This is a genomic window from Arthrobacter sp. 05L417, assembly GCF_056397865.1.
In genome coordinates this window covers 64,382-88,874 of record NZ_JBFTOG010000012.1, presented here as the reverse complement: position 1 = coordinate 88,874, position 24,493 = coordinate 64,382, and the positions used below count along the sequence as shown (strand labels likewise).

Below are 24,493 nucleotides of genomic sequence, written 5' to 3'. Positions count from 1 at the left end.
TGGGGCATTTTCGCGTTCAGTTCTCCACTGGCATTATGCGTTGCACTCATGGGGCGATTACGGGAGTGTTGCAGCAGCCCGGGACGCCACTTTTGGAGCTGTCGCCCCCAGCTTTTTGAGATCCACCGCGTCATTGAGAGGCTGCCCCGTTTTCCACCGCTCAAGGTTCCGGGCGAAGCAGTCCACAACTCGGCCGCGCCAACCGATCAGGTCTCCTGAGGCGTGGGGGGACACCAGGATGTTCTTGCGGCTCCACAGGGGGTTACCAGGTGTAAGCGGCTCATGCTCAAAGACATCCAGGGCTGCCGCGCCCAGGTGACCTGCGTCAATGGCTTGGAGGAGGTCCTGCTCCACCACCACCGCGCCACGCCCGACATTTACGAGGCGGGAGCCCGGTCGCATTTTGTCGAACCGTGCAGCATTGAACAGGCCACGGGTCTCCTCGGTGAGCGGTACGGTCAGCACCACGTCCTGGGCCTCACCGAGGAGTACGTCGAGATCGTCGAAGGACGCGATGGCGCCGAGCTGGGCATCATCACGGGCGGATCTTCCAACGACGGTGACGTCCATGCCGGCTGCGCGCAGCAGGAGGATTGTCTCGCGGCCCACGGGCCCAGGACCGACCACCAAGACTTTCCTGCCCAGGAGCGGCTCGGTTTCGCGGTGCTGCCACGTGCGGGCCTGCTGCAACTCAATGGTGCGGCGAAGGTCCTTGGTGAACATCAGCAAAACTCCCAGAACCCACTCCGCGATGGGCCGTTCGCACACTCCACGGGAATTGCTCACCACAATGTCGCTATTGACGATCTCATCGGTCATCAGGCTGTCTACTCCGATGCTGGAGGTGTGGATCCAGCGCAATTCCCCTGGACCCACTTCGCGCAGAAGCTTGGTGCGGAAGTCATTAAGGAACAGGATTTCGGTTCCGGGCAGTGCGGCCCGGAAATCGTCTGCCGTCCGGACCACCACGACCTCGGCCTCAGCGTCCAGCCGCTCAACAGGCGGGACAGGACGGCCCTCCTGGACGATGGTGATCACTTTGGGTCGAGACATCTTTCTCTCCTTTCAGTCCGTCCTTCTCAGACGGCGGCGCATCTGTAGTTGTGAGCCCTGCTCTTACCAGCCGCCTTGCCAGCCGCTCATCAGGCCGTAAGGCAGCCGTTGGGGCTCTTCGTCCGGCAGGCCCTTCAGGAAATCGAAGTCACAGCCTTCGTGCGCCTGATTGACGTGGTCGATGAACAGCCGGCCGTATCCACGCCGGTACTTCGGCTCGGGGAGCTTGAGTTCGGCCAGTCGGTTCTCGATTTCTTCCGCTGGCAGGTCCAGGTCGAGGCGCTGGTTCTCGACATCGAGAACGATCGGGTCCCCGTCCCGAACGATCGCGAGCGGACCGCCGACGGCTGCTTCGGGGGAAACATGCAGGACGGTTGTACCGAAGGCCGTTCCGCTCATGCGAGCGTCTGAGATCCGTACCATGTCCCGGACTCCTTTGCGAAGGAGCTTCTCCGGAATGGGAAGCATGCCCCACTCCGGCATGCCGGGCGCTCCGACCGGACCGCTGTTGCGGAGCACAAGTACGGAGTCCTCTGTAACGTCGAGCTCCGGGTCATCGATCCTGCGTCCGAGGTCATAGATGTCCTCGAAAACGATCGCGGACCCCTTGTGCTGCAAAAGATCTTTGGAGGCTGCGCTGCGCTTGATAACGGCGCCGTTGGGGGCCAGGGAACCGCGAACGACGGCGATGCCACCGGAGGCGTCAAAGGGCTCGTCAAGACTACTGACTACGACGCCGTCAGGCTCAGGGGCGTCCATATAACCCTTTTCGAGGGTCTCGCCGCTGACCGTGATGACATCTTTGTTCAGCAGCGGGGCAAGCGCTTTGAGCACCGTGGGAATTCCCCCGGCTTCGAAGAGCTGTTTCACCAGGTACTCGCCGGAAGGGCGCACGTTGACGATACGCGGAGTCCGCTCCGAGATCTCGTGGAACCGGTCCAGCTCCAGCTCGTATCCCACGCGCCGTGCAAGGGCCAGGAGGTGGACCACCGCGTTGGTCGAGCCACCCACTGCCATCAGGAGCGTGATCGCATTGTCGAAGGCTTCTTTGGTCAGTACTTCGCTGGGCTTTGGACCCTGCGACAAAGCCATCTCCACTGCGCGGCGACCTGTAGCTTCTGCCGCGGCGCCACGACGCGAATCGACAGCGGGAATGGAGGCGGTGCCGGGTAGGCACATGCCGAGGGCTTCAACGAGGGAGGTCATGGTGGACGCGGTGCCCATCTCGCTGCAGTGACCTGCCGACGGTTTCGCGGCAGATTCCAGTTCATCAAAATCTGATTGCTTGATTTTCCCGGCCCGCAGCTCGTCGGCGAATTTCCAGGTGTCCGTTCCGACGCCGAGTTGCTTGCCCCTGAAGTGTGCCGGCTCCTGGGGTCCGCCGGTCAGCATGATCGTCGGAATGTCGGCACTGGCCGCGCCCATGAGCTGGGCGGGAACCGTCTTGTCACAGCCTCCCAGCAACACGATGGCATCCAGCGGGTAGGCACGAATGGATTCCTCGACGTCCATGGCCATCAGGTTCCGGAACTGCATGGCGGAAGGCTTCATGAGGCTCTCGCCCAGGGAGATGGTCGGGAACTCCAAAGGCAAACCGCCAGCCATCAGGACGCCCCGCTTGACAGCATCGGCCAGCAGCTTGAAATGGATGTTGCAATTGACGAGCTCTGACCAGGAGTTCGCTATGCCGATAACCGGCTTGTCCTTGAGGGCGAAGCGCGAGAAGCCTTCTGCCTGGATGGCCGTACGGTGCACGAATCCCGTGAGGTCCTGCGGCGCGAACCATCGCGCGCTGCGGAGGTCGTTGTAGTTCGACTCTGGCATGTCTTTCGAAGCTCCTTGGCTTGTTCTATATCTTCGGGTTTTGGTGAGGCGGTTACGCGGCGGAAGTGCCGCCGTCGAAGGCCATGCTGGTTCCGGTTGCGAAGGTGCCGTCGACGGCAAGGAAGTAAATGGCCGCGGCCACCTCATCCGGGTCCGCGAGCCGGCCCAGTGGCACAGTGCTCTTTTTCTGCTGCAGGGCAAGGACCGGGTCCGGTTCCGATTCAAGGCCCGTCCTCAACATGGGCGTATCAATAGGCCCCGGGCAGATGACGTTGACGCGGACATCCGGGGCCAGCTCCAGAGCCAACGCCTTGGTGAGTCCCACGACGCCGGCCTTCGCTGCGCAATAGTGGGCCAATCCGGGGACTCCCATAATTGCGAGGTCCGAGGCGACATTGACCATCGCTCCTCCACCGGCACCGCGCATGTGGAGGCCGGCTTCCCGGGAAACGTAGAAAGTGCCGGAAAGGTTGGTCTCCAGAACCTCATGCCACCGGTGTTCATCCAAGTCTTCAAGGGCTGCATAGCCGGCAACCCCCGCGGCGTTGACCGCCACGTCGAGTCCGCCAAGCGAATGGATTGCTCCGCGGACCCCGTTCCTGGCCGATTCAGCGTTTGCGACATCGGTCGCCACAACGTGCACGCCCGCGCCGATCTCCCGCGCAACTCGCTGCAGTTCATCTGACCGCCGGCCCAGCAGTGCGACACGGGCGCCCCGTCGGGCAAAAAGTTTGGCGGTCGCTTCCCCGACACCGGATGTGGCACCGGTGACGAGAACCCTCAACGGTTCCGTTCTCGCTTGTTCGCTGCGGCTCATCATCGTCGACAGGACCCCTCATGGTTGGCGTGGTCTAGGTTGTGTTCCACTAAACCAGCGCCCCGGTCCCGCCCGATGTCTCACATTGAGACACAGGGGATGCCTCTGTGCCTCATATGCTGATCGACAGATGGTGCCCCTTGCCGCGGCACCATTTCCAAGAAACCATTGCTAGACGGAGGAGTTCCCTTGAAAGACCAGAACCGCATCGGCGTAGGCCTGATTTCGGTAGGGTGGATGGGGCGGTTGCATTCACGTGCCTACCTGGCCACCAAGCAGTTTTTCCCAGAACTGCCCCGTCACCCCGAGTTGGTGATTGCGGCCGACCCTGACGACGCCGGACGACATCACGCCGAAGACGCGCTTGGCTATGCCGAGACTGCCACTGACTACCGCAAGGTCCTGGAGAACCCTGATGTGGACGTGGTCTCCATCTGTTCCCCGAACTTCCTGCACCATGAGATCGCTTTAGCAACGATCGAGGCGGGCAAGCACTTCTGGATCGAGAAGCCCATGGGCCGTAGCGCACGGGAATCCCGGGAGATCGCCCAGGGTGCCGAGGCCGCGGGCCTCATCACCTCGGTGGGCTTCAACTACCGTCACGCTCCAGCAATCGCCGAGGCACGCCGCCTCATACGCTCGGGCGCCATTGGCCGGATCACGAATGTCCAGATCCGTTTGCTGACGAGCTACGCTTCTGACCCGAACCAGGTATTCACGTGGCGCTACGAGCAGGCCCGTGCAGGCTCCGGCGTCCTCGGTGACATCTTGAGCCACGGGTTTGACCTTGCCCAATTCCTGGTCGGCCGCATCGCCTCGATCAACGCCGTCACGGAGACCTTCATCAAGGAACGCCCCCTCCCGGCAGGTACTTCCTCGAACTCCTTCAACACCGGTGAGGCCTCGGATGTCACCCGTGAAGTGGAGAACGAAGATTACACCGCCATGCTCGCCCGCTTCGAGGACGGCGCTATCGGCATGTTCGAGACGACCCGCGTGGCCATCGGCCCGCATGCCGAGTACATCGTGGAGGTCTACGGCACCGAAGGATCCGTCCGCTGGAACTTCGAACGCATGAACCAGCTGGAAGTCGCCACGGACCGCAGCGGCTACCGCACCATCATGACCCCGCCGTCCTTCGGCGAGTTCGGCCGCTTCCAGCCCAACGCAGGTCCGGGTATCGGCTTCAACGACCTCAAGACGATCGAAGCAGCACTGTTCCTGCGGTCCGTCGCCGAAGGCAAGCAGCTGGGCCCATCGGTCGCCGATGGCTGGTCAGCATCCGAGCTGGTTGACGCATCATTGCGCAGCGCCGCGTCCGGCGCCTGGATTGAGGTTCCCGAGGTCTCTGGCACCACCACGTACCAGGCATAGCCCCGCCAACAAGAAATAAGAGGCCGGATCGAAATTGAACTGCTCCCCGAAGGTTGGACTGAGAAATCAGTTCTAACTCTCGGGGAGCAGTTTATGCGCGTCAGCAGTTCGTTATCGGAGGAACAGCGCGAGGGCGCGATCGCCTTGTTTGAGCTCGCCTTGGCGCAGGAGTTCCAACTGTCGTCACCGACGCTCATCAAGAAGTGGGCCGGTCAGTACCGCAGCGAAGGCGAAGAGGCCCTGCGCCCGAAACCCAAGGGCCGCCCAAAAGCACCTACCGAGACCCCGGCACGGCCGGAGTCGGAACCGCAACGGTTGCGCAATGAGAACGAGCGACTCCGGGCAGAAGTAGCCTTCCTGGGAAAAGTTCAGGCCTTGAGGGACGGGGAACGGCGCTAAAGGTCCGCGCCGTCATCGCCCTCAAGGCTGAGCACCGCCTGGATCTACTCCTGGACGTGGCCGGATTGGCTCGTTCAACGTTTTGCTACCACCAGGGCCGCCTACAGGCTCCTGACACACTGGAGACACTCAAGTCCGAGATCACGGACATCTTCAAGAAGAACCACGCCCCGTACGGGCACCGGTGCATCCACACGGAGCTGGCCAAGCAGGGGTGGTCGGTTGCCAAGAAGACCGTGTTGAAGCTGATGCGTGCCCTCGGGCTGGTCTGCAAGGTCCGCCGGAAGAAGCGCTATAGCTCCTATCAAGGTGCGCAGGACAGTATTGCCGCGAACGTGCTGAACCGAAAGTTCGACGCCACGGCCCCGAACGAAAAGTGGGTGACCGACGTGACCGAGTTCAGCGTCGGAGACCGGCCAGCGGCACCCTCACCGCACTCACCGACGAGACCGCCACCCTCCGCGCCGCACTCGACACCCTCGCCAGGAGCGTGCGGCGTCAGGAAGAACAACTCCGGAAACCAACCACCCGAAAAAGCTGAATCCTTAACCGGCCAATCCCCGGCATACAGGGCTATTAGCCGGATAATGCTCCGACAACGCGGTGATGGAGAACTTTTTTCGGACACCTCAAGGAAGAGCTCTTCCACCACGTCCGGTTCCTCACCGTCGACGCACTGAAAACAGCACTGCACGAGCACATCCACTGGTTCAACACCGAACGGATCCCGGCAAAGCTCAAGGGCCTGAGCCCGGTGCAATACCGTGCCCAGGCCCTAGCGGCTTAGGATCTTATTTGGCCAGCCCAACTTCCGGGGACCAGTTCAAAATGATCCGGCCTCTCGTTTTCTGCGGTTCTGTGGTTACTTATTTCGCGAAACGGAACAGCTTCTTGTTGGCGAACTCCAGCATGCCCACCTTGCCCAGTTCCCGCCCGTAGCCGGATTTCTTGACGCCGCCGAACGGAACGTCAGCGCCGCTAAGGTCGTAGGCACCCACGAAGACCATGCCGACGTCGAGCTGGTTGCCGACCCGTTCGGCGCGCTTGAGGTCCTCGCAGATCACGACAGAGCCAAGTCCGTACGGGGAGGAGTTTGCGAGCTTGATGGCTTCCTCGTCGCTGCTGACCTTGTACAGTTGCGCCACCGGACCGAAAAGCTCCTCGCTGTAGACATCCATTGAGGGTGTGATGTTGGTGATTACCGTTGGCGTGAAGACGTTTCCCTGGGGCTGGTTGTTGCCGACCAGGATTTCGGCGCCCTGATCGAGGGCGCCCTGCACCTGCTGGGTCAGGAACTTAGTGGCAGCGTCCGAGGAGAGCGGCCCAAAGTCCCCGTTTTCGTAGGATTGTCCGGCAATCGCGGCCTTGAACTTCTCGGAGAATTCGTCGAAGTACTTGTCCATGACGACGATTCTCTTGGAACCGTTGCAGGACTGTCCGGTGTTGCCCATGCGGCCCATGATGGCCTTCTTCACGGCGAGGTCGATGTCATTGGTGTCGAGCACCAGGAATACGTCAGCACCGCCGAGCTCCAGGACGCATTTCTTCAATGCGCGCCCGGCCTGCTCAGCAACAATCGCACCAACCTGTTCCGAGCCCGTCAGCGATACACCCTGCACACGGTCGTCGGCGATGATGTCCGAGATCTGCTTGTGCGTGGCGAAAAGGTTGACGTACGCGCCTTCGGGGAACCCTGCGTCGCGGAAGAGTTCCGCCAGGGCCAGTGCCGACTCGGGGCACTGGCTGGCGTGACGCACAATGACGGTGTTGCCCAGGATGATGTTGGGGATCGCGAAACGAGCCACCTGGTAGTAAGGGTAGTTCCACGGCATGATGCCGAGGATCACTCCGAGGCCCTGGTACCGGAAAAAGCTCCGCAGGCCGTCTGCAACTTCGAGTTCCTCATCGGCAAGCCACTCTTCGGCGTTCTCGGCGAAGGCGGTGGCGATGCTGGCTGAAAACTCGGCTTCCCCGACCGCCTGGTGCAGCGGCTTGCCCATTTCCCGGTTGATGATGGCTGCGAGCTTGTCCTTGCGCTCAACGAACAAGTCAGCCAGGCGTTTTGCCAAGGCTGCGCGCTCCGCGACGGTGGTGGTGCGTGACCACTCCTGGTACGTCTTCTGGGCAGCGCTGAGACCTGCTTCGATCTCTGCATCTGTGGCCGCAGGGTACTCTGCGTGGGTGGTACCTGTGGCCGGGTCAATAACAGCGAATGCGCCCATGGTGAATGCTCCTTTTCGAGGGATGTTGGATCCAAACAGGGCCGGACGGGACCGCCCCTCAAAGACGATCCCGCCCGGTAACGCCTAGCTGGCGTCGGGTACGGTGGTAGCCGCGTAGTAGCGCTGGCGGGCACGGCCTTCGAGGTGCTTAGCAGTACCTTCCTGGCTACCCGGGCGCTGGGACGTCATCGGAACTCCAACATCCCAGAAGGAGCCGTTGCCGGACAGGTACCGCCACGGTTCCACATGGGCGACGATGACTGCGGGACCTTCGACCTCGCGTGCTTCGGTCAGCGCCGCAGTGAACTCCTCGACCGTCGTCGTGGACCAGGCGGCGCAACCCATGCTCGCGGCATTGGCAGCGATATCGAACTCAAGAACCGCCCCGTCGAGACGGCCGGACTCCGTGCCGCGTGCCTTGTACTGGGTACCGAATTCACGGCCCGGGCCGCCCTTGGCAACCTGGAGCGGCCAGATGCATTGGTGTCCGCGGTTGTCGATCACGATGGTAATGATCTTTTTTCGTTCCTGAACCGCCGTTACCAGTTCAGTGGGCTGCATCAGGTAGGTGCCGTCACCGATCAGCACGAACACGTCACCCGGCGCGTCGGGACGGGCCAAGCGGTAGCCGAGGCCTGCCGGGATCTCGTGGCCCATGCAGGAGTTGGCGTATTCGAAGTGGATATCGGTGCCGTTGGACGGATCCCACGCCTTGTGGATGCCTTCCACGGTGCCGCCGGAACCCAGAACCAGTGCGTCCTGGCTGTTCGTTTCCTTGTTGAGTATCTCGATGACCTGCGCCTGGCTCATGTTTTCGCCGGGGAAGGCCTGGAGGTCATGCTTGCGTACTTCGGCGGTAGCCTTCCGGGCATCGGCGATGTCGTTGCGGAAGTCCCCGGACGTGCTGTAGCCATCCGCCGCGAGACGCTCACGCAGTGCAGCCAGGTTCAGCTTCGCGTCACCGATCACCGGGAATGAGCCCATCTTGTGCGCGTCAAAGGACCCGACGTTGAGGTGCACGAACTTGACGTCCGGGTTCTGGAACAGTGAGTGCGAGGCTGTGACGAAGTCCTGCAGTCGCGAGCCCACGGTGATCACGCAATCAGCGCCGCCGGCGATTTCGTTGGAGCCAACGGTTCCTGTGACACCCAGGCCGCCCAGGTTCAATTCACTGATCGGGCCGCTGCCTTTGCCGGAAAACGTTTCCGAGACAGGGATGCCGAATTCGGCACTGAAGCGCGCCAGTTCCTCCTGCGCCTTGGAGTAGCGGACTCCGCCGCCGGCGATCAGCAGGGGACGCTTGGCATTGCGGATGATTTCAGCCGCGTCACGGATCTCGTCCTCCACTGCCGGACGACGACGGATGTGCCAAACACGCGGGGTGAAGAACGACTCCGGGAAGTCGAACTCCGCGCCCTGGATGTCCTGCGGGAGGCAGACCACCACTGCGCCGGTTTCCACGGGGTCGGTGAGGACACGCATGGCTTCGGGGAGAGTGGAGAGCAGCTGAGCCGGGTGGGTGATGCGGTCGAAGTAGCGGCTCACCGGGCGGAAGCAGTCATTGGCGGAGACATCGCGTTCGACCGGGTGTTCGATTTGCTGCAGAACCGGGTCACCGAAGCGATTGTTGATGATGTCTGCCGGGAACAGGAGGACCGGGAGGCGGTTGGTGGTGGCCGTTGCCGCGCCGGAAATCATGTTGGTGGATCCCGGGCCGGCGGAGGCCGTGCAGGCGAGGGTGGCTGCACGGTTGGAAGCCTTCGCGAAGCCGATGGCTGCGTGGACCATCGATTGTTCGTTCTTGCCTTGGTAGTGGGGGAAGTCCACGCCGTATTCGTCGATACCTTGGGCCAGTCCAACGGAGTTTCCGTGGCCGAAGATGCCGTACATGCCGGCAACCAAGCGCCTCTTCTGGCCGTCCAGTTCGCTGTACTGGACCTGGAGGTATTCAACGATTGCTTGTGCGACTGTGCGGCGACGGACGGCTTTGATGTCGACGTCGGTGCCGATATCAGCAGCGGCTGTGCTAGTCATGCGTTCTCCTAAATTCGTAGGTGCGTCGGCATTTGCAAACCGATTCGCCCGAACATCAGGTTTTCACCGTGGAGGACCAATATTGTGTCCCAGTTTGATACGCAGCCCACGGGCCCGGCACAAGAAAACAGCAGCCGACGGCGGCACATGAGTACCGCCGTCGGCTGCTGTTTTTGCTGGCCGTCAGTCGAATCGGTAAGGTTCCTGCGGGCCTACTGAAGGCAGCGGCCGGGGCCGCTCGCAGGTGCTCTCGATCTCGATATGGCGTCCTTGCTCGGAGGATGCTTCAAAGGCGAGGAGGACCTCCAGCACGTGGTAGGCGAAATCGCCGCCCGTGCGGGGCTCCAGCCCCTTGCGGATGGCGTACCCGAATTCGGCCAGGCCGATGCCTCGGTACGCGTCGTCGCGGTGGGTGATGGGCGTTTCCCGCCAGTCACCACCGCCAGGAGGGGTCATGTCCAACGAGAGATCACGGGGCTCACCGCGCCGAAGCACCGGCGCGCCGGAGAAATGGTCCGGGTTGGGCGCTGCGAGGGAGCCGCCCGTACCGTAAATCTCCAAGTGCGGCAGGTTGTGGTTCCAAATGTCCCAGCTGACGATCACCGTGGCCGCGGCACCGGACTCGAAATCGATGGTGCCCGTAACGTGGGTGGGGGTCTGGATGTGGATCACTTCCCCTTCTTTGCCGGGGCGGGGACGCGTCTCCGAAGAGCGGGGCGCCGTAGCGGAAACCCGCTTGACCGGACCGAAGAAGTTCACCAGGTTGGTGATGAGGTAAGGCCCGATGTCCAGCATGGGCCCGGCGCCGGGGCTGTAGAACGGGTCCACATTGGGGTGCCAGTGCTCGTAACCCCGGCACGCAAAGGATGCAAAGGCTGCTACCGGCTTGCCGATCCACCCATCGTCAATGAGTTTGCGGCTGGTCTGCATGCCCGACCCCAGGAAGGTGGTGGGCGCGGAACCTACCTTAACGCCGGCTTCCCGCGCCGCATCGAGGATTTCCCTGGCTTCCTCCAGCGAGGTGGCAAAAGGCTTCTCGGAGAGGACGTGTTTGCCGGCGGCGATGGCCTTGAGCGTCACCGGCGCGTGGAGCTTGGGCGGGGTGAGGTTGAGGACCAGCTCCACGTCCTTGTCGGCCAGCAGTTCATCCGGTGTGAGGGCTTTGGGAATCGAGTACTCTGCCGCCCTCGCTTTCACGGCATCCGCGTTCACGTCCGCCAGCGCCACGATCACTACGTCCGGGTGGACGCTGATCTTGTCCAGGTATTGGTTCAGAACGTTTCCGACGCCAATGATCCCGACTCGAATGGGTTCCATGTCTATCTCCGTTGTTGATCGTTGGAACATTCCGGGGCGAGGAATATACCCCTCCCCGGAAATAATTGCCATGACTGTGTTCTAGCTGGCCAGACGCTCCTGGCGGTTCTTGAAGGTGGCCTCTTCGTCCAGCACTCCGTTGGTGAAGACCACGCCGTAGTCCGTGAGTGCGGCGTCGGGGCTGACCCGGGACTCGCGGACGTCGTCCAAGACCGCAAGAAGGTCCCTCTCGAGAGGGTCCCCGTATCCTCCACCGCCTGGAGTGATGGACACGACTTTCTCCCCCGACTGCAGGTCGTAGCGGCCCACCACAGGAATTTCTCGGCGTTCTCCGGTCCGCAGGTCCTCGACCCAAGTGGCAGGGGCTTTGCCGTCGTGCCCGCCGCGGACACCCTTGGGTGGGTTGAGGCTGCCTTCAATGCCGTAGGTGAGGGTGACGCTTTCCCCTCGGGGTTCCATGGTGACGCGTGTGGCGAGTCCACCGCGCTGCCGGCCTGCTCCGCCGGAGTCGGCGACGAGAGTGCGTTCGTGGATCAGGATCGGGTAGCGCTGTTCATCCACCTCGGCACTGTCGTGGTAGAGCAGGGAGCCGCAGACAGGACGCTGGTAGGTCGGCCACCCGTCAACGTAGGGGGTTGCCGGGCCACCGACACCGCCCACCAGGATCTGGTTCACGTAGGGGTTGCCGTTGCGTTCGTCGATGCCGGAGATGACGGATTTCGCCGGTGCCTGGCCGGCCGCGCCTTCGGCCGTCCCATAACCGTCGTCGATCTGTGAGAAGGCAGCCTGCACGATGTTCACGACGCGGTCGGCGAGGTTGGTCGTTCCGGACGAGCAGGAATAGGGGTGCTTGGGTACACCGACGGCGCAACCGTCACGCAGCAAGACGTCGACGCGTCGGAAGGTTCCCGCGTTGCTTGGCAAGTTCTCCGGGATGCCCGAGAGGATACCCGCCAAAGCGGCGCCAGTGGCCGTTGCCTTCGTGAGGTTCAGGCCGTTGGGCAGGTTGTCCGGGTTGTCCCGCAGGTCGATGACGATTTTGCCCTGCTTGGGCTTCACTTCGAGGGTCGCCTGCAAGTGCACGCCGTCGGGGCCGGTGCCGGGGAAAGGATCGTGTGTTGATGTGCCGTGCAGGACGTACTCGGGGAGTTTTTCGATGGCGCTTGCTGTGAGGCGTTCCGAGTAGTCGAACCAGGCGTCAACGAAGTCCACCAGGTCTTCGACTCCGAACTTTTCGGCGAGTTCGTGGATGCGGCGCTCAGCGATGCGGGAAGCACCGACGGAGGCGAGGTAGTCGCCGTACCACTGGTCCGGGACACGGATGCGGGAGCGGCACATGCGGATGATGTCGTCGATGTCGGTGTAGTCGCGCTGGATCCGCACGCAGGGGAAGATCAGGGCGCCTTCTTCGTACACGTCCCGGGCGGTGGCGAAGAACGTGGTGGGCAGGGAGTTGCCGCAGTCTGCCTGGTGGGCCTTAGTCACGGCGGTGAAAAGGTGGCGTCCTTGGATGAAGATCGGCACCAGGATGACGTGGTCCGCGGCATGGGAGTTGCCCATGTAGGGGTCGTTGTGGAGGAAGGCGTCGCCTTCACTGATGTCGTCGTGCAGTTCCACCATGTCTTCGCCGAGCGGGCCGGCGCCGAAGACGTGCACGGGGACACCTTCTGCCGCTGCGAGTAATTGGTTGTCTGCCGTCAGGACGGCGCAGGAGAAGTCCCGGGCTGTGTTGATGACGGACGAGCGTGCCGAGCGGAGCAGGCCGCTGGTCATTTCACGGACGATGCCGTCGAATGCATTGGCAAGTACCGAGAGTTTTACGGGATCGAATTCGCGCGCCACGGTTATGCCTCCTTACGCGTGAGGTAGATGTTGGATCGTTCGTCGAGCGTGGCGTTCCATTCCGGCGGCACGACGATGGTGGTGGTGGGCTGGTCGATGACGGCCGGCCCAAGGATCTTGTCGCGCGGGGCGAGCGTGACTCCGCGGTACCGCTGGGTGCTGAAGCTCTCGCCACCGAAGACGATGGCGTCGGTTCGGTGGACCTCGGTGGTCCGTGTGCGTTCGTTTTCGGACTTGGTGTGCTCGGGCCGCGGGATTTCCACCCGGACGCCCCAGGTGATGATCTCCACCCGGCTGTCCGGATCGTGGGTGCCGTTCCGTCGGTCGTGTTCTTCGTGGAAAGCCCGTTCAATGATTCCGGCGGCATCGCCGGAGGTGTCGGGTGCGGCATCCAGGTAAACCTTCAGGTCCCAGGCCTGGCCCGGGTAGCGGGCGTCGACGAAATAGGTGATGTTGGGTGCATCTCCTACGCCATCGAACCGCTTCACGAAGAGTTCTGCCTTGGCGGTGAGCTCCTCGACAGCGCGGGAGGCTGAACCGGCGTCGAAACTGCGGGTGTCGTTGTGCAGCGGCGAGAGGAACTCGGTGGCGATGGGTGCGCGGTGGGCGCCGTAGGCGGCCAGGACACCTGCGGTGGCCGGGATGAGGATCGTGTCGGCTTCAAGGAGGACACCGATCGCGGCGGCGACCATGGCGCCTGCGCCGCCGCCGGCAACAATGAGCGCACCGCGAGGGTCGACGCCATGCTCGAGTGCGGCCTGTCGGATGGCCGTGGCCATGTGGTTCGCGGAGACGTCCAGGATGGCTTGTGCTGCCTGCAGAGTGTCCATCTTCAGCGGCCCGGCGATGCGGGTGTCGATAGCCTGGACAGCGGCCTTGCGGTCCAGGGTGAACCCGCCTTCGAAGCCCTCTGTATCGAGATACCCGAGTGCCACGCAGGCATCGGTGACGGTGGGCTCTTCGCCGCCGCGTCCGTAGGCGGCCGGCCCGGGGGTGCTGCGCGCACTCTGCGGACCGACGCGGAGCAGGCCGCCGCCGTCGATCCATGCGATGCTGCCGCCGCCGGCGCCGATGCTGGACACCGCCACGGAGGACAGTCCGGTGAGGTGCCCAACGAATGGCTCGCCCAGCCATGCTTCACGGGTGTGGCGGACAACGCCTTCTTCAACGAGCGACACGTCAAAGGTAGTCCCGCCCATATCGCATACAACGACCGTGTCGCGGTCCGGGGCGGCCGCCGCGCCGACCAGCGGCGCCATGGACGGGCCGGAGTTCAGCAGCAGCACGGGACGGTCCAGGACGTCTGCGACGTCGAGAACGGCACCTTCGGAGGTGACCACCAGGAGGTCGCCGGCGAAGCCATACTCCTGAAGGTCAGAGCGGAGCTTGCCCAGGTGGTCTGCCATCAGCGGCTTCAGGGAAGCGTCGATTGAGGCCGCGGAGGAGCGGCGGTATTCGCGGATGGTGGGGTTGGCTTCGTTGGAGAGTGTGTAGGGAATGCCGGGGAGGATTTCCTTGATGAGTTCGGCAACCCGCTTCTCGTGGGCGTCGTTGATGATCGACCAGAGGAAAGAGACGGCGACGGCTTCGATCCCGTGTTCCTTGAAGGAGCCGAGGACTTCCCGGACCTGTTCTTCGTCCAGCGGCACCAGGATGTCGCCTTCGGCAGAGATGCGTTCGGTGATCTCGAAGGTCAGCTGGCGGGGGATGTAGGGCGGCGGGTAGGCGGCCTTGGAGTCGAAGGCGTCCCGGCGTCCGCCTTCGCGCAGCAGCAAGGTGTCGGCGAAGCCGTCCGTGGTCAGCAGTGCGGTTCTGGCGACCTTGCCGGTGAGGACGGCGTTGGTGGCGTGGGTGGTGCCGTAGACAATGACATCGGCGTTGCGCAGTACCTCGTCGCCGCTCCAGCCGACGGACTCGGCCGCACGGCGGACAGAGGCTTCGAAGCCGGTGAATACGCGGTCGTACGTGGTCAGTGCTTTGCCGACCGCCATGTCGCCGCTGTTGGAACCGACCACGACGTCGGTGAACGTACCGCCGGTGTCGACGGCGATGCGGTACCTGGCCTCACCTGGTTGTGTTTGAACTTCACTCATAGGTCTTCATTACTTTCGTAGAGCTTGCAGGGAATTAGAGCTGAGGTTTGCCGACCCGGTTACGGAGCGCCCCGACCTTTTCGATCTCGATCTCCACCGTGTCTCCAGGTAGAAGCCAGACAGGCGGGTTCCGCTTGGCACCGATGCCCTGTGGGGTACCTGTGGCAATGACGTCGCCCGGCTCGAGTGTGAGGAAACTTGAGAGGTAGGAGACGATCCGGGCGATGGGGAAGATCTGGTACCGGGTGTTGGAACGCTGAACTTCAATGCCGTTCACGCGCGTGACCAGTTCCAGGGCTTGCGGATCACCCACTTCATCCAAGGTGACCAGGGCAGGACCCCAGGGGGTTGAGCCGTCGACGGCTTTGCCGGCCAGCCACTGGGTGCCGCGGTATTGGAGGTCCCGCGCAGTGACGTCGTTCAGTGGGGCGAGCGCGGCCACGTAGTCCAGCGCTTCCTCCTCTGTTACCTCGCTGGCCCGACGTCCGATAACGACTGCCAGCTCACCTTCGAAATCAAGGTTTTCGCTGACCTTGGCGCCCCCGATCTCGTCTTCGGGGCCAACCATGGTGGAGGCGAACTTCGCGAAGACGTCGGGGTACTCGGGTAAAGCCCGTCCGGTTTCGGCTACGTGGTCCTTGTAGTTCAGCCCGATGCAAAGCACCTTGGAGGGATCCGACACCGGTGTGGTGAGGCGCACGCCGTCCCGTGAACCCACGCGGGCAACAGGGTCTTGGCTGACCAGAGTCCCGATTTCGGCCGAAATTTCCTCAAGCCGGTCACCGTACAGTTCCAGGAACTCACGAACGGAGATTGTGGCGCCTTGAACAGCGTGGCTGGAACCCTGCAGGAGCAGTTCTAGGTCGTAGACAGCATCGTCAACCAGGACTCCGCCGCGAACTCCGGATTCGTGTTCGTAGGAAACGATCTTCATGCCTATTTGCCGCCTTCCGTTGCCGGAGCGTGTTCTGCGACTGCCAACACAGCATCCGCTAGGCGGTCGGCGATGTCGCAGACGACCTTCTCGTCCATCGGCGTGGACAGGGACAGCAGGTTGGCAGGGGAACCGAGAAGTCCCCGTTCGTAGGAGGCCCACCACAGCTGGTGCTGGGTTTGCTCGTCCACTTTCTCGGCTCCGGCAGGAACGGCGCGCAGCAGCGATCCACGTCCGCGGATCTCCCAGCCAGCATCGGCGATCCTAGCGTTCACGGTGTCCCGCGCGGAATCGCCCAAGTGGTTGAGTCGCTTGACTTCCTCCTGCGTGTACAAGCGCAACGACACCGCCCCGGCGGCCATGCTGACCGGGTTGCCGGAGAAAGTGCCGCCGTGTGGCAGGCTGCCCGGACGGGTCGGGTCCACTTCGGCCATGAGTTCGGCTTTGCCGCAGACGGCGCCAACGGGGAATCCGCCGCCGATGAGCTTGCCGGCGGTCAGCAAGTCGGCCGCAACGCCGTATTCTCCGCTGAACCCGTTGAACCCGAGGCGCAGGCTGATGACCTCGTCGATGATCAGGACAATGCCGTGCCGGGTCGCGAGTTCCCGGGCGGTCCGGACGAACTCGTCGGAGATCGTGAGCAGGCCGGCGCGGTTGGGCAGCAGGTCGAGGATGATGGCGGCGTACTGGTCGGGGGCGGCTTCCACCGTCTGGCGGAGGACCTCGACCTCGTTCAGCGGTACTGCTGAGACGTCGTCGATAACACCTTGGGTCACGCCGCGCTGGTAGGAGGGCCCGCCAGGGACCAGGGCCACTTCGGACGTTCCGTGGTAGCCGCCCTTGGTGACGATGACGCGTTCGCGTCCGGTGCTTGCCCGCGCGATACGGATCGCGGACATGACGGCTTCGGTGCCCGAATTCGTGAAACGGACCTGGTCAAGGTCGGGCAGGCGGGACAGCAGGAGATCAGCGAGTTCCCACTCGTAGAGGTTCGGAATGCCCCAGCTGGATCCCGTGGTGAGGGCCTTCGTTGCGGCCTCCACGATTTCCGGGTGGGCGTTGCCGTGGATCAGGGACGTGAAGTTGTTGTTCGCGTCGATTAGCTCGCGGCCGCGGTCATCCCACACGAGGTAGCCTTCACCCTTGATGGCGTAAGGGCTCGGAGCTCCGGTGTAATAGGTTGAGCGCCCGTAGCCACCAGGGAGCAGCGGGAAGCCGCGTGGCCCGCGGCGCAGGTGGGGATCTTCCGCGGGGTTAATGCCCGCGACGTTTTCCAGATGATTGGTTATTCCCAATTTCGAGTTCTCCAGTCTATTCAGTTCACAAGGTCGATCAGTGGCTGGCCGGTCAATGCAAGTCGGACCCGTTCGACGGCGCCGTCCTGGAGCGCGCCCGTGGACCGGTTGGAGCGCCAGGCAATGTGCGGAGTGAGGATCGTATTGGGGGCGGAACGAAGCGGGTGTTCCGGGCTCAGTGGCTCTTCGGCGAAGGTGTCGATGCCGGCGCCGGCGATGTGTCCGGAGGTTAGTGCCGACGCGAGAGCGGCTTCATCGATCAGGCCACCCCTGGAGACGTTGACGACGACCGAGCCCTTCCGCATCCGTGCCAAGACGTCCTCGGAGATGAGGTTGGCAGTGTCCTGGTTCAGCGGCAGGTGCAGCGAGACGACGTCGGAGTTTTCCAAGATGTCTTCCATCCCGGTCAGATCGACGAAGCTCTCGGTGACGAAGGGGTCGTAGGCGCGGACGCGGGCGCCGACAGCCGAGTACATCCGGGCCACGTGCTGGCCGATGCGTCCCATGCCCAGCACGCCGACTTCCAGCTCGGAGAGAACCGGTGTGTCGTAGCCGATGGTTCCGGCCCATCCCAGGTCGCGGATCGAAGCGTTGCCTGCCGGCAGGCGACGGGCCAGAGCCACGCCCATGGCAAAGGCGTGGGAGGCAACTTCCTCCGATGCCGTTCCCGGGACGATTGACACCGGGATGCCGGCTTCCGTGGCCGCGGCAACGTCGATGTTGTCATAGCCGATTCCGTACCTGATGACCGCGCGGCATTTGGACATCACCGGGAAGTCCGAGGCGGTGAGTTTGGCGTAGGGGGTGATCATCACAATGTCGGCTTCGGGAAGCGCTTTACGGAAGGCATCGGTGTCTGCCGCGGGGTTGAGTGTGTAACCGAACTCCTCCGCGAGGGCGTGCTCGCGGTTCAGGTTCGGGAAATGGTGAGGGGCCACCAATATGGTTCCCTGGGCATCGCGGGTCATAGTCTGTCGTCCTCTTCGTCTCGTACCCTCATTCGCTGCCGAACACTCCATGGGACGGGTGCCGGTGTCGGGTGTTTCAAGTACAACCCGATATCCAGGACTCCATCCGTGCCAGATCGAGACACCGGGTGGGACACTGTGCCACGGGCGGCACTCGCCCCGGGCAGGTATCGAACACGGAGGAGCCGGCCATCAAGTAGATGGCCGGCTCTTTCAGTCCATGGGAGCTATTCCCGGTGCTCCGGGTCAGAGATCGAAGCCCCGGCTGCGGAAATAGTCCATCCGCCGGTACAAAGTGGAGCGCCCTATCTGGAGGTTCTCTGCCGCCAGGCTGCGGTTTCCCTCCGCTTCCTGCAAAGCCGTCCGCAGCTCGCTGAGCTCTGCATCCTCCAGCCGCGAAAGCCTGCCCTTCGTCAGGACGCGGTGGAATCCCTGCGGCAAATCGTCCACTGTGACTTCGGCGCCTTCTGCTCTTTCCACCGCGTTACACACGACGGCCCGGAGCTGGTCAATGTTCCTTGGCCAGTCAGCGTGGGTAAGCGTCGTGATGAGCCTCCGTGACAGCCTGCGCTCCCCCAGTTCCGCTGCGATGGCATTGGCGAGTTGGGGGATGTCTTCCCTTCGGTTGCGCAAGGGTGCGACCGAGATCTCAAGGACGTCGAACGCTTCTGAGAGCAGCAGTGTGGCGTCGGTAGGGCGGGTGATGGTGAAGATCAGTTTGGTGGCCGAGTTGCCCCGCAGGTTGTGGGCGATTTCGCTGGCTTCGTGCTGGGAAATCTCGTCGGCGTGTTCGACAATTAACGTCGCCGGCAGTTTTGTTGCCACCTGGTGCAGCACATCCATGAATTGCGGGGCCCGGAGGGCGCCGCTTCGTGCATCAACCACCATTTGGCCTCCCCGCAATGATGCGATGGCACTGGCCAGACGAAGTTTTCCACTGCCCGACTCACCGATCATCACCACGGACCTCTCCTGGTCCACAGCCTTCCGGGCCAGGTTCAGGGTACGCTTGAATTCCGTGCTTGTGCCCTCCACGTGCTTCATCAAGCGCTCAGCGGTCCCTTGCGGGAGCGATTCGAGCCTTGAGGCGATACTTGCCGCAGCTTCAGCATGCTCCTTGGCGGGGGCATGGGGCCGCACCACAACAATTGCCCCAATGTTCGCGGCAGACAAGGTCACCGGCGAAATTTCCAAGGTGGACAGCCCCGGACCCTGCAGCATGACTTCACAGGTCATATCGCGGCCCGAGGACATCACTGCCTTGGCATAACCGGAGACGATCGAAAAATCGCTGTCCACCAGCATGGCCAAGGCCGAGGCATTCTGGAGCGAGTTCTTCCCGTCAACTGCGATCACTGCCCGGTTGCCCCTTCGCCGCGAGATTCTCAAGTACTCGCTCAGAAGAGCCCGTTCCCTGGAGGAAGTCCGCACCTCGATGTCTCGCTCGATCCGCGAGGCAACGCCCTCAAGCATCAGCAGCGTAGATGACGGCTCTAGGGCAGGGACGCGGTTGGCCGGGAGCGTCAGACCGATGACAGCCCGCACGCGGTTATGGAACGGGTCCCGCACAAGAGAGGCAAAACACCAGTTGCCCCGCATGTCCTCACGGAAGTGCTCCTCAGGCGCCAGCCAAACACCGCGTCCCTCCTCCAGCGCCAGGCCCTCTCCGTTGCTGCCGCAGCTCTCCTCCAGCAGCGAGTATCCGGCAGGGAAACCGTCGTCCCGGAGGAAACTAGCTTTGACAAGCACCCCGTTTGGCGCTGTCAGGCTGATATAGCCGCCCAAGTCAGCAGCCACCTCATCCAGCTTCTGTAGGTGCGGACCGGCTGCTGCCATGGTGTGTTCATCAATGCGGCCTTCACCAAAGAAGCCGCGGTCCGCGACCCCATCGACACCGGCAGCGCGGCTCCGGTACCAGGAACGGGCAACGATCGGCCGGATGCCGCTGAGGTCCGCATTTGGTTGCCTCAGGAAAAGTTCGCGTACTCGGTCGATCTGCTGCAACGCCGCATGCGGCCAAGGGGATAATACTTCGGCAGTAGCCATCTCAAGATCTTTCTGAGGAATCCGATACGAGCCAGGCGACGACGTCGCCTCCGGCACCATAGACTTCACGGCCTGATCCAGAACCGCTTCCGTGACCACGTCCGCCGCCTCCTGTGTCTAAAACTTGGAGAAGCGCTCAATGCGGGCGCTTCATTAACCCCACCTTCAGGATAGGCTAACTAATGGTCGTTAGCCAAGAGTTTTTTGGGGATTACTTCTTTGTTAGGGTCAAGTTATGAGCGGTAGGTCATACGAGGCTGCGCGCGACGCCTTCGCCCGCCAACTTCAGGAGTGGGACTGGGCAGGCCAAGGGGCCTCGCGGCGGCACATCCTTGAAGCCTTTCTTGAGTTGGCAATAGCGAACGGCTTCAGCTCGGTCTCGATGCGAACGATCGCAAATGCCGTTAACATCAAGCCCCCCAGCCTTTACTCACACTTCCCGAACGGGAGGGACGAAATCGTTGCAGAATCGCTCCGCTGGCACTTCCACCGCTTTGGCATGGCCTTGTTGGAAGCGGTCGGTCCGGCGACCTCTGCTGAGTCTTTCTGGGATGCCATGGTCAGGCTTCACTTCATTCGTCAGGTGAAGCTCCCGGAAAGCAACCTCTGGGACTTGCTGGTCGCCACCGACAGGATGGCCCATATCCTCCCGCCAGCCCTGCGCAATCAGGTCAATGACTGGGTAAGCCTCCATCAGAACATGTACGTGGCCGCCGCCACTGACATGGGCTACACGCAAGCCGAGGATCGGGTCAAGGTCATCATGACCCTTCTTGAAGGAGCCACCAGGTGGGCATCACCCGATTGCAATGACAATGAACTGGAGGCATTGACTAGTCGCGCCGTCACGCTTTCCCAGGTCGTTCTCGCTGCTCAATTTTAGTTCGAGCGCAAGGTTTCGGCCGACTCCCTGACTCGTGCTGACCCCACTGGGTTGCAACCCGGGCCTCCCACTCCCAAGCGTCTCCCGCAGTCCACCAGGACGTGTTCTCGCGCCGGATCGTGGGCTGGCAGGTCTCCACGAACCTCTAACACCGAGCTCGCCCTAGACGCCCTGCAAATGGGCCTGTGGTCCCGGACCAGGGACGGGGCAGATCTGGCCGGATTGGCCCATCATTCAGACCGCGGAGTCCAGTATCGGGCAATCCGCTACACCGAACGCCTCGCCGAAGCCGACGCGGTCGCCTCCGTCGGATCCCGCGGGGACAGCTATGACAATGCGTGCCGAGGCGCTGAACTCCTTGTTCAAGGCCGACCTCATTCGCAACAAAGGCCCGGCGAATTCCAGTGGTGCCTGCAACACCGGACTTAGTTGACTGGGTTCGAGACTAGCTCGGCGAGGACTTCTGCGGGCGTTCGGTAGCCGTGTCGTTTCCGTGGCCGGCGGTTGAGTTCCGCCGCGACGTTTTCGAGGATTCCGGGCCCGTGGAACGACAAATCGGTGCTTTTCGGGAAGTACTCGCGGAGGAGTGGAGTGGTCCCCGAAAGCTGGACACGGTAATTATGTGTCGAGCATCGAACGGGGTCGCAGCAATGTATTCAGGGAGCACTCTTAGCCGGTCGGACGCCGTTTCGGCCGTCGAGTTGTTCGAGCAAGGACTGACCGCGAAGTCCGTCGCGCTTGCTCTTGATCTAGCATCGAATCCTGTCCAAATGTTGTATCAACGATGGCAGGTTCGAGGATCGGGTGCGCTGATGACAAGAGACCGTAAGCAGTACGACATCGAGACCAAGCTCTTGATCGTGCGGCGTCATCTTCAGGGCGTATCCGGACGTGTCCTGGCCAAGGAGTATGACCTTCCCTCGCCCGGCACAGTCACGAACTGGACGAGCATTTACCGGCGCGATGGTGAAGACGGGTTACGCCCGAAGAAACGGGGCCGGCCACCAGTCAACCGCGAGAATGCACTTCCTGAGAGCGAGGTCGAGCAGCTCCGGAGGGAGAACGAGCGGTTGCGTGCGGAGGTGGCGTACCTGGGAAAATTGCGGGCCTTGAGGTCACAGGAACGACGCTGAAAGTTCAAGCGGTCGATGATCTCAAGGCCCAACACCGGTTACCGCTGTTGCTGCATCTGGCAAAGATTCCCCGGTCCACGTTCTACGACCACCGCAACCGGCTCACCCGGCCGGATCGGCACGCAAACCTCAAAGAAGCCATTCGTCAGGTCTTCACGCAGGCGCGAAGCGCTTACGGGCATCGACGCGTCCTGGCCATGCTGCTGCGACAGGGATGGACAGTGTCGAAGAAGACCGTGCTGAAGCTCATGCGTGGGCTCGGTCTGCAAAGCCCGGTGCGTCGCCGGCGCAGATACAACTCCTTCCGCGGCGAGGTCGGTAAGACGGCGGATAACGTGTTGAACCGCCAGTTCGAGACTGCGGTCAAACACACAAAGTGGGCCACCGACGTCACCGAGTTCACGGTGGGTGCCTCCAAGGTTTACGTCTCACCGGTCCTTGATCTCCATGACAACCGGATCGTCTCTGTCATGGCAGGTCCATCTCCGAGCGTCAAGATGGTCACCGATGGCCTTCGCACTGCGATCAGCGGCCTCGCTCCGAACGAGCGACCCCTGGTCCATTCAGATCAGGGATTTCAGTACCGGCATCCGCTCTGGCAGGACACGCTCCGCGACGCCGGACTCACTCAATCAATGTCCCGTAAGGGCACCTGCTTGGATAACGCCTCCATGGAAGGGTTCTTCAGCCACCTCAAAGAGGAATGGTTCCGAATCCAGCAACCCAGGACTATCGAGCAGTTCCACACCGGGCTAACCGAGTATCTGCATTGGTGGAACAGCACCCGAATCCAACGAAGACTCGGCTACCTCAGCCCCGACGAATACCTCGCCCACAAGCTCGCCACCGCGTAACGTTTGATTAGGAGTCCAGCTTTCGGGGACCACTCCAGGAGCCCGTTGGTGTTTTCGTTGTTGCCGCGCTGCCAGGGCGAATGTGGGTCGCAGAAATAGATCGGCATACCGGTCGCCATCGTGATCTCCTGATGCCGGGACATCTCCGCTCCTTGATCCCAGGTCGTCGAACGGCGCAATTGCTCGGGCAGGCTATTCATCGCGATGATCATGGCATCTGCGACGGTGCGGGCGGTGTGGTCCTCTGGCAGATGCAGCAACATCACATATCCGGTTGTGCGTTCGACGAGGGTCCCGATCGCGGATTTCGATGACGTCGAACCGATGATTAAGTCCCCTTCCCAATGGCCAGGAACGGCGCGGTCCTCGACCTCGGCCGGCCGGTCAGAGATCATCACCATCTCCTGGAACCGTTGCGGGCGAGGACCCTCCGGCCTTTGCGGGCGCCGACGAACCCGCCCGGACCGCAGCGCCGTCGCAACTTCCAGGCGCAAGGATCCGCGGCCCTGGACATAGAGGGCCTGATAGATCGTTTCGTGTGACACCTGCATCTCCGGATTCTCCGGATGCTCCACCTTGAGTCGGCCAGCGACCTGTTCCGGGCTGAACCGGTCGCTGAGCATCGTGGTGACCTCTTCCCGTAACGCTAACCCGTCCAGCTTCCGTGGCTTCGGTCTGCGGGCACGTGCCCAGGTCTGCTCCTGCGCGAGCGATGGCGAATACCGGTCACTGACGCGGTTCCTCGCGATCTCCCGGCTGATTGTCGACGGAGCCCGACCCAAAATGGCGGCGATACGACGCACTCCATGGCCCTGAGCAAGCTGGAAGCCGATCTCTTCCCGCTCACGCAACGACAAAAGCCCTGCACGGGGCACACTGAAATCCGGAAGCGGCGATGGCAACACCTTCTGATGGTCGCTCAACCATCGGTACGCGGTCGGACGCGACACCCCGGCGGCCCGCGCCGCTACGGCTACCGCTAGCCCGGCATCCAGCCCTTCCCAGAACGCTAAACGAACACTCAACGGCGACCACGGTCTGCCCATCGACGACACCCCACAGAATTCAGGGTGTTGCACTCACCGCCTGAACTCGCCCCCTTGGCGCTGACCCTTACGCAAGAAAGCCCGGATTTCGCCGGCGACCGCGGGGGCGCCGCCGGTCGTGGCGCCGGGTCCTGTGGCGCCACTGCCGCCGCCAGCGATGTGCACCCGCCGCCCGGCGTTCGGTCGGACATTGTCAACGGATCCCAGCCCGAGCAGCACGGCGTTCACCTGCTGGCGGGCATACAAAGGGTCCTTCGCTGCGCCGGAGCGAAGCAAGGACAGGTCCCGCAGCCCTTCTTCGTCAAGTCATCTGGCGGCGACTGCTTAGGACAAGCGCCAAAGGGGCATGGAATTTTCAG

At 62.6% G+C, this 24,493-nt stretch carries 18 protein-coding genes and 4 pseudogenes; 8 read left to right on the top strand and 14 right to left on the bottom strand.

Going from position 1 to position 24,493, the window contains the following annotated elements:
* Nucleotides 1–57: 57 nt before the first annotated feature.
* From AC1DJW_RS11560 to AC1DJW_RS11550, 3 genes are all read right to left on the bottom strand, one after another.
* Nucleotides 58–1,053, bottom strand: a complete 996-nt coding sequence (locus AC1DJW_RS11560) for a D-2-hydroxyacid dehydrogenase (protein WP_441429395.1) — start codon at nucleotides 1,051–1,053, stop codon at nucleotides 58–60.
* 63 nt (nucleotides 1,054–1,116) lie between these two features.
* Nucleotides 1,117–2,877, bottom strand: a complete 1,761-nt coding sequence (locus AC1DJW_RS11555) for an IlvD/Edd family dehydratase (protein WP_441429396.1) — start codon at nucleotides 2,875–2,877, stop codon at nucleotides 1,117–1,119.
* A 52-nt stretch (nucleotides 2,878–2,929) separates the two neighbouring features.
* Entirely contained in the window at nucleotides 2,930–3,661 is a 732-nt protein-coding gene (locus AC1DJW_RS11550; RefSeq protein WP_476901464.1) for an SDR family NAD(P)-dependent oxidoreductase, read from the bottom strand.
* A gap of 222 nt (nucleotides 3,662–3,883) precedes the next feature.
* Here AC1DJW_RS11550 and AC1DJW_RS11545 point away from each other — a divergent pair, with 222 nt between their 5' ends.
* The 4 genes and pseudogenes from AC1DJW_RS11545 to AC1DJW_RS11530 form a co-directional block, all read left to right on the top strand.
* A complete protein-coding gene (locus AC1DJW_RS11545) occupies nucleotides 3,884–5,068 on the top strand; it encodes a Gfo/Idh/MocA family protein (protein WP_441429398.1) in 1,185 nt (394 codons plus the stop codon).
* A 93-nt stretch (nucleotides 5,069–5,161) separates the two neighbouring features.
* Nucleotides 5,162–5,467: a helix-turn-helix domain-containing protein gene (locus tag AC1DJW_RS11540; protein WP_441429399.1), complete on the top strand. Its 306-nt coding sequence runs from the start codon at nucleotides 5,162–5,164 to the stop codon at nucleotides 5,465–5,467.
* Between the two features lie 56 nt (nucleotides 5,468–5,523).
* Complete coding sequence (locus tag AC1DJW_RS11535) at nucleotides 5,524–6,147, top strand: IS3 family transposase (protein ID WP_441429400.1); 624 nt, start codon at nucleotides 5,524–5,526, stop codon at nucleotides 6,145–6,147.
* Nucleotides 6,093–6,254, top strand: a pseudogene (locus AC1DJW_RS11530) (IS3 family transposase); the annotation flags it as partial. The gene AC1DJW_RS11535 and the pseudogene AC1DJW_RS11530, both read left to right, overlap by 55 nt.
* A 79-nt stretch (nucleotides 6,255–6,333) precedes the next feature.
* Here AC1DJW_RS11530 and AC1DJW_RS11525 read toward each other — a convergent pair.
* The 9 genes from AC1DJW_RS11525 to AC1DJW_RS11485 form a co-directional block, all read right to left on the bottom strand.
* Nucleotides 6,334–7,689: an NAD-dependent succinate-semialdehyde dehydrogenase gene (locus AC1DJW_RS11525; protein ID WP_476901463.1), complete on the bottom strand. Its 1,356-nt coding sequence runs from the start codon at nucleotides 7,687–7,689 to the stop codon at nucleotides 6,334–6,336.
* 84 nt (nucleotides 7,690–7,773) lie between these two features.
* Entirely contained in the window at nucleotides 7,774–9,723 is a 1,950-nt protein-coding gene (gene iolD / locus AC1DJW_RS11520) for a 3D-(3,5/4)-trihydroxycyclohexane-1,2-dione acylhydrolase (decyclizing) (protein WP_441429402.1), read from the bottom strand.
* A 183-nt stretch (nucleotides 9,724–9,906) separates the two neighbouring features.
* Nucleotides 9,907–11,040 carry a Gfo/Idh/MocA family protein gene (locus AC1DJW_RS11515; protein WP_441429403.1) on the bottom strand — a complete coding sequence of 378 codons (1,134 nt, stop codon included), beginning with the start codon at nucleotides 11,038–11,040 and terminating at the stop codon, nucleotides 9,907–9,909.
* Between the two features lie 81 nt (nucleotides 11,041–11,121).
* The gene (locus tag AC1DJW_RS11510) at nucleotides 11,122–12,882 is read right to left on the bottom strand and encodes a hydantoinase B/oxoprolinase family protein (protein ID WP_441429404.1); all 1,761 of its coding nucleotides are present in this window, start codon (nucleotides 12,880–12,882) and stop codon (nucleotides 11,122–11,124) included.
* A 2-nt stretch (nucleotides 12,883–12,884) separates the two neighbouring features.
* Nucleotides 12,885–14,975: a hydantoinase/oxoprolinase family protein gene (locus AC1DJW_RS11505; RefSeq protein WP_441429405.1), complete on the bottom strand. Its 2,091-nt coding sequence runs from the start codon at nucleotides 14,973–14,975 to the stop codon at nucleotides 12,885–12,887.
* A gap of 34 nt (nucleotides 14,976–15,009) precedes the next feature.
* Nucleotides 15,010–15,909, bottom strand: coding sequence for a fumarylacetoacetate hydrolase family protein (locus AC1DJW_RS11500; protein WP_441429406.1), 900 nt, complete (start codon nucleotides 15,907–15,909; stop codon nucleotides 15,010–15,012).
* A 2-nt stretch (nucleotides 15,910–15,911) separates the two neighbouring features.
* Nucleotides 15,912–17,204: an aspartate aminotransferase family protein gene (locus tag AC1DJW_RS11495; RefSeq protein ID WP_441429407.1), complete on the bottom strand. Its 1,293-nt coding sequence runs from the start codon at nucleotides 17,202–17,204 to the stop codon at nucleotides 15,912–15,914.
* A 20-nt stretch (nucleotides 17,205–17,224) separates the two neighbouring features.
* Complete coding sequence (locus AC1DJW_RS11490) at nucleotides 17,225–18,172, bottom strand: C-terminal binding protein (RefSeq protein ID WP_441429408.1); 948 nt, start codon at nucleotides 18,170–18,172, stop codon at nucleotides 17,225–17,227.
* A 246-nt stretch (nucleotides 18,173–18,418) separates the two neighbouring features.
* Entirely contained in the window at nucleotides 18,419–20,218 is a 1,800-nt protein-coding gene (locus AC1DJW_RS11485) for a sigma-54-dependent Fis family transcriptional regulator (RefSeq protein WP_441429409.1), read from the bottom strand.
* A 235-nt stretch (nucleotides 20,219–20,453) separates the two neighbouring features.
* Here AC1DJW_RS11485 and AC1DJW_RS11480 point away from each other — a divergent pair, with 235 nt between their 5' ends.
* Together AC1DJW_RS11480 and AC1DJW_RS11475 are read left to right on the top strand one after the other, a co-directional pair.
* Nucleotides 20,454–21,101 (top strand): TetR/AcrR family transcriptional regulator, encoded by a 648-nt coding sequence (locus AC1DJW_RS11480; protein ID WP_441429410.1) that lies wholly within the window; start codon nucleotides 20,454–20,456, stop codon nucleotides 21,099–21,101.
* A gap of 98 nt (nucleotides 21,102–21,199) precedes the next feature.
* Nucleotides 21,200–21,504: pseudogene (locus tag AC1DJW_RS11475) on the top strand (DDE-type integrase/transposase/recombinase); the annotation flags it as partial.
* Here AC1DJW_RS11475 and AC1DJW_RS11470 read toward each other — a convergent pair.
* Nucleotides 21,505–21,757, bottom strand: a pseudogene (locus tag AC1DJW_RS11470) (IS30 family transposase); the annotation flags it as partial. It lies immediately after the preceding pseudogene.
* Nucleotides 21,758–21,913: 156 nt separating this feature from the next.
* Between AC1DJW_RS11470 and AC1DJW_RS11465 the strand changes: the two are divergent.
* Entirely contained in the window at nucleotides 21,914–22,234 is a 321-nt protein-coding gene (locus AC1DJW_RS11465; RefSeq protein ID WP_441429411.1) for a transposase, read from the top strand.
* 47 nt (nucleotides 22,235–22,281) lie between these two features.
* Nucleotides 22,282–23,088 carry an IS3 family transposase gene (locus tag AC1DJW_RS11460; protein ID WP_441429412.1) on the top strand — a complete coding sequence of 269 codons (807 nt, stop codon included), beginning with the start codon at nucleotides 22,282–22,284 and terminating at the stop codon, nucleotides 23,086–23,088.
* 17 nt (nucleotides 23,089–23,105) lie between these two features.
* On the opposite strand, the pseudogene AC1DJW_RS11455 reads toward AC1DJW_RS11460, so the two are convergent.
* Nucleotides 23,106–24,134 (bottom strand): annotated as a pseudogene (locus AC1DJW_RS11455) (IS30 family transposase); the annotation flags it as partial.
* Between the last annotated feature and the right edge of the window lie 359 nt (nucleotides 24,135–24,493).

Coding starts and splice junctions, on each gene's coding strand:
- AC1DJW_RS11560 (WP_441429395.1), bottom strand. CDS start 1,053: ATGTCTCGACCCAAAGTGATCACCATCGTCCAGGAGGGCCGTCCTGTC.
- AC1DJW_RS11555 (WP_441429396.1), bottom strand. CDS start 2,877: ATGCCAGAGTCGAACTACAACGACCTCCGCAGCGCGCGATGGTTCGCG.
- AC1DJW_RS11540 (WP_441429399.1), top strand. CDS start 5,162: ATGCGCGTCAGCAGTTCGTTATCGGAGGAACAGCGCGAGGGCGCGATC.
- AC1DJW_RS11525 (WP_476901463.1), bottom strand. CDS start 7,689: ATGGGCGCATTCGCTGTTATTGACCCGGCCACAGGTACCACCCACGCA.
- iolD (WP_441429402.1), bottom strand. CDS start 9,723: ATGACTAGCACAGCCGCTGCTGATATCGGCACCGACGTCGACATCAAA.
- AC1DJW_RS11515 (WP_441429403.1), bottom strand. CDS start 11,040: ATGGAACCCATTCGAGTCGGGATCATTGGCGTCGGAAACGTTCTGAAC.
- AC1DJW_RS11505 (WP_441429405.1), bottom strand. CDS start 14,975: ATGAGTGAAGTTCAAACACAACCAGGTGAGGCCAGGTACCGCATCGCC.
- AC1DJW_RS11500 (WP_441429406.1), bottom strand. CDS start 15,909: ATGAAGATCGTTTCCTACGAACACGAATCCGGAGTTCGCGGCGGAGTC.
- AC1DJW_RS11490 (WP_441429408.1), bottom strand. CDS start 18,172: ATGACCCGCGATGCCCAGGGAACCATATTGGTGGCCCCTCACCATTTC.
- AC1DJW_RS11485 (WP_441429409.1), bottom strand. CDS start 20,218: ATGGCTACTGCCGAAGTATTATCCCCTTGGCCGCATGCGGCGTTGCAG.
- AC1DJW_RS11480 (WP_441429410.1), top strand. CDS start 20,454: ATGAGCGGTAGGTCATACGAGGCTGCGCGCGACGCCTTCGCCCGCCAA.
- AC1DJW_RS11465 (WP_441429411.1), top strand. CDS start 21,914: ATGACAAGAGACCGTAAGCAGTACGACATCGAGACCAAGCTCTTGATC.